This window comes from Desulfosarcina sp., assembly GCF_041551955.1.
Lineage (GTDB): Bacteria > Desulfobacterota > Desulfobacteria > Desulfobacterales > Desulfosarcinaceae > Desulfosarcina.
Window position 1 is genome coordinate 1 of record NZ_JBFELV010000251.1, and the last position, 7349, is coordinate 7349.

6 protein-coding genes are annotated in these 7349 nt (G+C 58.0%); 5 read left to right on the forward strand and 1 reads right to left on the reverse strand.

What is annotated here, in order from left to right:
- Positions 1-274: 274 nt before the first annotated feature.
- The 5 genes from ABYV26_RS16830 to ABYV26_RS16850 all read left to right on the forward strand — a co-directional run bounded on the left by ABYV26_RS16830 (position 275) and on the right by ABYV26_RS16850 (position 6097).
- On the forward strand, positions 275-2806 hold the full coding sequence (locus tag ABYV26_RS16830) for a CHASE2 domain-containing protein (protein ID WP_372682516.1): 2532 nt from the start codon (positions 275-277) through the stop codon (positions 2804-2806).
- An 18-nt stretch (positions 2807-2824) separates the two neighbouring features.
- A complete protein-coding gene (locus ABYV26_RS16835; protein ID WP_372682517.1) occupies positions 2825-3205 on the forward strand; it encodes an FHA domain-containing protein in 381 nt (126 codons plus the stop codon).
- Between the two features lie 59 nt (positions 3206-3264).
- The gene (locus tag ABYV26_RS16840; protein ID WP_372682518.1) at positions 3265-4800 is read left to right on the forward strand and encodes an adenylate/guanylate cyclase domain-containing protein; all 1536 of its coding nucleotides are present in this window, start codon (positions 3265-3267) and stop codon (positions 4798-4800) included.
- A 250-nt stretch (positions 4801-5050) separates the two neighbouring features.
- On the forward strand, positions 5051-5509 hold the full coding sequence (locus ABYV26_RS16845) for a universal stress protein (RefSeq protein ID WP_372682519.1): 459 nt from the start codon (positions 5051-5053) through the stop codon (positions 5507-5509).
- A gap of 12 nt (positions 5510-5521) precedes the next feature.
- On the forward strand, positions 5522-6097 hold the full coding sequence (locus ABYV26_RS16850; RefSeq protein WP_372682520.1) for a GAF domain-containing protein: 576 nt from the start codon (positions 5522-5524) through the stop codon (positions 6095-6097).
- A gap of 71 nt (positions 6098-6168) precedes the next feature.
- Here ABYV26_RS16850 and ABYV26_RS16855 read toward each other — a convergent pair.
- A partial coding sequence (locus ABYV26_RS16855; protein ID WP_372682521.1) for a xanthine dehydrogenase family protein molybdopterin-binding subunit occupies positions 6169-7349 on the reverse strand: 1181 nt, incomplete at its 5' end.

The window sequence follows — 7349 nt, forward strand, 5'->3', positions numbered from 1 at the left end:
AAATCAGATATCGCATAGAATTGGCCGAAAAATGGGTTTAGACGGTCAGTTTTCAGGTCAAAAAAGCGGCTTATCCCCATTGTCCCCGCCGTAAACCCATAAAAATATATAATTGCATTGATTTTGCATAACGTTCAATGATTTACAGATTGACAGCGGACAATGGCGGTTGAAACGCGGACTGCATGCAAGGCATTGCAAATGAACATACGGTAAGTGGCGCCTTCTGTATACAGCCCCACCTTCCCGCCACTATCCAGAACGAATGCGGCATATGTTGAAAAAGATTCTCACATCGCCCTTCATCCAGATCCTTCTGCTGACCGGGGTCGTCCTGGCCTGCATGGTGTCGCCATTGGATCCGTGGGCCTATTTTGAAAACAGGAATTATGACTACTGGGTTGGGCGCGTTCACCATACGCAGGAACAACCCATTGCCATTGTGGCCATCGATGAACGCAGTATCCGGCAGTTCGGCGACTGGCCCTGGCCCCGCTCGCGGATTGCCGACCTGGTGCGGTTGATATCGGACCACGGCGCCGAAACCCTGGGTGTCTGCATCCTTTACACCCAACCGGACCAAAACCCCGGTTTGCTTGAAATCAGGCAGCTTAAAGCCCAACTCGGCGACGCGCAAAGGAAAGGGGCCGGGTCATCCACCGACCGGTTTGATGGCCTGCTCAGCCATGCCGAATCAAGATTGAACCAGGATGACCGCCTGATCGCCGCCATCCGACGCGGCAGGAACGTGGTGCTGCCCATACACGGCGCCATGCAACATCAGACCGGAAACGACATCGCCGACCCGTCGGGAATGGTGATCATCAACTCCCTCAGCGCCACCGTGCTGCCCACCGGTGGCACCGGTACACCTCTCGCGTTGATCAGGTCCCTCGGCACCGGATCGCAGGGCCCCCCGGCCGTTTTTGGGCTGTTTGAACCGTTCGAGGCCCTGGCGGGCAAGGCCGGGGCGATGGGGCACACGAATCTGCAGGCGGATCCCGACGGCAGGGTCCGGCATCTACCTTTGTTCGTGGATTATTACGGGCGATTGATTCCCGCGCTGCCCTTCCAGTTGGCGCTCAAGCACGTGGGCGGCCGGTTGAAGGACCTCTCGGTGGAAGCGGATTTCTTCGGACAGCCGCACCTTCTCATCAGTCACCTCGACCTGCCCACCGATGGCGCCTACCGGATGCTGGTAAATCACGACCGCAGATGGACGCGCCAACGATGGTTCTCCTGTTCCGAGATATTCAATGGGGATGTCGATCCGGTTGTATTCAAGGACCAAATCGTATTGATCGGGGTAACCGCCGAAACGGCGGCCCCCACTTTTCCGGTAGGATTGCGCGACCGGGCGTCGGCTGTCGAAATCATGGCCAATGCGCTGTCGGGAATACTGGCCAGCCACCGGCTTTCACGGCCGTCATGGGCTAAGGCGCTGGAGTTCGGGGTCGTTCTCTACTTCGCTTTTTTTCTGGTCGTCGTGATTCCCCGTGTGAGTCCCCGGGTCGGGGCCATCATTCTTATGTCCTTTATGGTGACGTGGTACGCCGCGACCGTCGGCATGTTGCTGGGGTATGGCTACAGGATCGAGGTGCTGGGGCCGATGGTTCTGGCTGCGGGAGGATTTCTCGTGCTCCAGACGACGCTTGCTTCGCGACGGCTGCAGGCAGACAAACTGGACGCCTGCAAAACCCTGGGGCTGTCGTACCAAGGGCAGGGGATGTTTGACATGGCCTATGAGCAGTTTGTGCAGTGCCCGGTACAGGATCGCACGGTTAAAAACCTGCTGTACAATCTGGCGTTGGATTTCGAACGCAAACGCATGTTCAACAAGGCGCTGGACATCTACCGGCACCTCCGAACGGCTGGTGCCTTCAAGGATGTCGACAAGCGCAGTCGCCGGCTCAGCGAGCTGGACCGTACGATCGTCGCCGGCGTCAGGGGCGACGTGCCGCTGAGGATGGGGGACGGCAGCGCCAAACCGACGTTCGGGCGGTATGAAATCCTCAGAGAACTCGGCCGGGGTGCCATGGGGGCGGTCTATCTGGCCCGTGATCCCAAAATCAACCGCAATGTGGCCATCAAAACGCTGGCCTATGCGGAGGTCGAACCGGCGGAACTGGTCGACGTCAAGATGCGCTTCTCCCGGGAAGCCGAGGCGGCCGGCAAGTTGTCTCATCCCACCATCGTTTCTATTTACGATGTCGGTGAAGAGCATGATATGGCCTATATCGCCATGGAACTGCTCAGCGGCGAAACCCTGACCCGCTATTGCCAAAAGGATAACCTGCTGCCGATTTCTCGGGTATTGGCCGTCATCGCTGACGTCTCGGCCGCTTTGGACTACGCCCACAACCAGGGCGTCGTGCACCGCGATATCAAGCCGGCCAACATCATGCTGCTGGCAGACGGCCGCGTCAAAGTCACCGACTTCAGCATCGCCCAGGTCGTCGATGCATCCCAGACGCGAACCGGGGTGATATTGGGAACACCGAATTACATGTCACCGGAGCAGGTGAACGGAAAGCGCATAGATGGCCGCTCCGATCTTTTTTCCCTGGGAATCGTTTTCTACGAACTGCTCACCGGAACCAGACCCTTCAAGGGCGATTCGATGTCCACCATCTTATACGCGATTTCCCACCATGCCCACACGCCGCTGGCCCGAGTGGCTTCAGACATTCCGGCCTGCGTGAAGTCGATCGTCAACCGGCTGCTGGCCAAACGAACGACCAAACGGTTTGCATCGGCTGAAAAGGTGGTAGAGGAGATAAACGCTTGCCTGCGAAGGCTGAAATAATCAATAAGGAGAAGAGAAATGGCGATGCTCGTTCTTACCCACGAAGGCTTGACCATCAAGCGAATACCCCTTGACCAGGCTGAGCTGCGGATTGGTCGGAAAACCGATTCCGATGTATTCATCGACGACATGCTGGCCAGCCAGAGCCATGCAAAAATAGAAAAGGTCGAATACATGGAAGACGCCGGCCGGGCGGGTTATTTCATCGAAGACCTAAACAGCACGAACCACACCTACATCAACGGTGCTCCCATCGACCGCAAGAAACTGGTGCACAACGATGTCATCCGCATCGGTAAACATACGTTCAAATTCCTCGAGGACGCCGCCGAATCGGCGGACAAAACGACAAAACTGCGCAAAAGCTGGATCCCCGGTGTCTACTATACGGCGGAATGAAGGGCCGTCCCTGCTTTCGGTCAGCGTTGTCATGCCCGCTTGGAGAAAAGGAGCTGTGAATGAACTTGGTCAGGCGCTTTCGATTCAGAAATACGATGATCATCGCCAACGTGATCTCCAACATTATCGGCGTGACGGTTGTCTTCTACCTGTTTAGCCGTACGGGTACGCTGCATAGCGATATGCGAAGCAATCTGTTTGCGACCATCGATCTTATATTTATTCCGCTGAGCTTTATCGTACCCATTGCCATCACGCTGATCTACGAACGTCCCATCCGGCGCTATCTGAAGCGTCGCCGCGACGGCCTCGCAACCTCCGACGTCCTCACTGACAAAGCCCACCAGAGATTGCTCAACGAGCCGTTTTTTTTAATGGCCTTGAATGCGCTGGTTTGGATCTCGGCTGGCGTCACTTATGCCCTTTACTTTTGGAAATTGGGACTGGACCGGAAGGCTATTGTTGGCGCCTTCTCACTGAACGTTCAGGTTGGGTTGGTCTCCGTCACCGTGGCTTTTTTCGTGATCGAATTTTTCATGCAGCGGCGGATGATTCCTTATTTTTTCCCCCATGGGGGCATGTCCGCCGTCTCGAATACCATCCGCATCCGCATTCGGACTCGCCTGATTGCCTTTTTAACCGCGACCAACCTGATTCCCTTGTCTACCCTGGCGCGGGACAGTTGGGGCATTTCCCAAACGTTTGCCGATACTGGCCAGGCGCTGTCGGCGATGCAGTCCATGATTTTCAGCCACGCCGCCATTTTTGCCGGGGTGGGCGTCTGGCTCACCTTTCTGGTCAGCAGCAATCTGACGCGACCACTGGCGGACATGACATCCATGCTGAAACGAATACGAAACGGGCATTTCGACGGCCGGGTCAGCGTGTCTTCCAACGATGAACTGGGGTACGTAGGCGATGCGGTCAACGAAATGGCCACCGGCCTCAAAGAAAGGGAGTTCATCAAGGAAACCTTCGGGAAGTATGTTTCCAAAGCGGTCAGGGACGAAGTGCTTTCGCGTAAGATCCCTCTGGATGGCGAAGTCCGTGAGGTGTCGGTGCTGTTCGCCGACCTGCGCAATTTTACGCCCCTTGTCGAAAGGACAACGCCCCAGCAGGTGGTGCGGATCATCAACCGGTATTTCGAGGAGATGGAGACCGCCATTAGCGATCAGGGCGGATTGGTCCTGCAGTTCATCGGTGACGAAATCGAAGCGGTGTTCGGAGCACCGGTCCCCCTCGCGGATCATGCCACCCAAGCCATGAGCGCGGCAATGAACATGAACGATGGGCTGGCGGCGGTGAACCGGATTTTTGCCGACCGCGGGCACTCACCGCTCCAACACGGTATCGGGATTCACTCGGGAAACGTGGTGGCGGCCAACATCGGCAGCCCTTCCCGTCTGTCCTACGCACTGGTCGGGGACACGGTCAACGTCGCCTCGCGGCTCCAGGAGGCCAACAAACAGCATGGCACCAGCATCATCGTCAGCGCAGACACCCGGCGGCGCTTCTCCCGGGAATTCCCTTTGCACAGCCTGCCGACAACCGCGCTCAAAGGCAAAATCGAGCCGGTGGAGGTATACGGTCTGTAGCCGTTTTTTATTTGACAGCAACCCGGGTCCCATTTAGCATTGAATAATGAGCCACCCTCGTTGGCTTGTTCTGGCCGCCGCTGCTGATGCGGACGTTTACGGTTTTCTGTTGGATCTTCCGTAACTGCCATTTCTCCGTTCTTAATTGACCTCGTCTATCTATGCTTTGCCTGCGCCTGTTTCATCTGCCCGATACCGCTGTCGGTGTGCGGCCGACCCATAACCCTTTTCAACAGGAAAGGAGGGCGCCATGGCAACGTTTCATATTCTGCTGCCCTACAATTATTCCCCCAACGATCAAAAGGCGATCCGGTTTGCCATCGATGCATTTGCCGGGCGAAGGGAGACCCGCGTCACGCTCTTTCATGCGTATACGCCGCTGCCGACCATCGATGTGTCCGCCAGTCCGGAGAATCTGAAGATGAGGAGCGGCATGACCTATCTGGCAGTGGAGCTCAAGGAAAAGGAAGAGGCCTTGAAGGAGGTGGGGGAGATGCTGGTGAAGAGCGGGTTCGACCGCGACGCCGTCACCTGCGTGTTCGAAAAACGGATTAAAAGCGCCGCAGAAGCGATTGTGGACAGGGTCGCCGGCTGCAACGTGCTGGTGCTGAGCAGGGGCGCGGGCAAAGTGACCCATTTTTTTACCCGGAGCATTTACGCCCGCGTGGTGACCGCCCTGCGCGGCGTCACCATCTGCGTTGCCACCTGAAAGGAGGATGACATGGCATTTGAAAACAGGATCAACATCGACATCTTCAAGGCCGTGACACGGTCGATCGCCTACAGCGAGGACCTGGACGTGATGACCAACCACCTGGCCCAACTGCTCACCGCCAGCCTCGACATCAAGGGGTGCGCCATTTTCGTGCTCAATGCGGTCACCGAGGAACTGGAGATTCTGGCCAGCTTCGGCCTCTCCGCCAAGTACCTGACCAAGGGGCCGTTGAACACGCCCAAGAGCATCAACGAAACCTTTCAGGGCAACCCGGTGGTGATTTCTGACATCAGCAAAAAGAACAAGAGCCTGCAATACCCGGATGAAGCACGCAAAGAGGGTATCGCCGCCATCGTGTCCCTGCCCATCGTTCATCTTGGCGAGGTGGTGGGTGTGCTTCGGTTGTACCATTACGAACCGTGGAAAGTGTCGGAGCAGGATCTGGAGTCGTTGCAGATCCTGGCGGGCATCATCGGTCTGGCGATGACCTATGCGCGTTTCCACAACACGGTCCATGCCATCGCCGAGGTGCTGGGACACACCTTTCAGGTGGAGCTGACGCCTAAGTTGGGAAAGTGCTGATGACCGAGGACTGAGGACGGAAGTCCGATGGTCGATTTCCGACCTCTGTCATCAGTCTTCAGGCTTCTGTATCAAAGCTTCCCCAGCCCCTTGAGCACCTTTTCCGGTGTGATGGGCAGGTCCGTGCACCGGTACCCGGTGGCGTGAAAAACCGCCTCGGCAATGGCCGGTGCCGTCGGGGAGGCCAACCCTTCGCCGGCCTCCTTGGCGCCCATGGGCCCTTCGGGTTCGAAGGTGTCGATGCACACCGACTCGCCCGGGGGCATGTCCGCGGCGTTGGGCATTTTATAGTCCAGGAAGGTCGTATTCAAGGTTTTCCCACCGTCCATGACGAACTGCTCGGAGAGGGCGTAACCCAGCCCCATCTGCACGGATCCCTCCAATTGACCCTCCACGGCCATGGGGTTGAGCACCGTGCCGCAGTCGTGGGCGGTCCACATCTTCTCCACCTGGATCTGGCCGGTGTCGGTGTCCACGGTGACCTCGGCCACCTGGGCGCCGAAGCTGAAGGCCGGGCTGACCAGCCCCTTGCCCCGGGGGGTGTAGGACCCCCGGGCCACCAGCGGTTCACCCCGCTGGGTCTTCTGGACAAAGGCCACCGCCTCGCCGAAGGTCATGCCCCGGTCCGGCTTGCCCGCTGCAAACACCCGGCCGTCGGCAAATTCGATGTCGAAGATCACGTTGAGGTTAAACCGGGCCGAAACGGCCCCGGACAACCGTTCTTTGATCTTCTTGGCTGCGTCCAGCACCGCGTTGCCGGCCATGAGGGTCACCCGGCTGCCCCAGGTGCCCAGATCGGCCTGGGGCGTCATGGCCGTGTCGGCGGCGGTGAGCCGGATGTCCTCCATCTTCAGCCCCAGGCTTTCGGCGAGAATTTGTTTGAGCACCGTGTCCGATCCCTGGCCGATGTCCGAGGCCATGGTCAGCAGATGGACGGTGCCGTCATCGAAGGCGCGCACTTCGGCGGCCGAAAAGGGATACTGGGTGTTGAACCAGTTGAAGACACCGCCGGAGATGAAGCTGTAGCAGCCGATGCCCACCCCCCGGCCGGTTTTCAGACGTTTGCGCTTGCGGGACCATCCGCTGATGCGGCGCACCGCCTTCAGCGATTCCACGAATCCGCAGGAGCTGATCGTGGCCACGCCGGGCAGTTCGTCGCCGGAAACCATGGCGTTTTTCAGACGGATCTGGATGGGGTCGATACCGAGTTCCTCGGCAGCGATGTTCATCTGGGTTTCGGCGGCAAACAAGG

Bases quoted from the DNA above. Each gene is read 5' to 3' on its own strand.
- ABYV26_RS16830 (WP_372682516.1), top strand. From the start codon at position 275: ATGTTGAAAAAGATTCTCACATCGCCCTTCATCCAGATCCTTCTGCTG.
- ABYV26_RS16835 (WP_372682517.1), top strand. From the start codon at position 2,825: ATGGCGATGCTCGTTCTTACCCACGAAGGCTTGACCATCAAGCGAATA.
- ABYV26_RS16840 (WP_372682518.1), top strand. From the start codon at position 3,265: ATGAACTTGGTCAGGCGCTTTCGATTCAGAAATACGATGATCATCGCC.
- ABYV26_RS16845 (WP_372682519.1), top strand. From the start codon at position 5,051: ATGGCAACGTTTCATATTCTGCTGCCCTACAATTATTCCCCCAACGAT.
- ABYV26_RS16850 (WP_372682520.1), top strand. From the start codon at position 5,522: ATGGCATTTGAAAACAGGATCAACATCGACATCTTCAAGGCCGTGACA.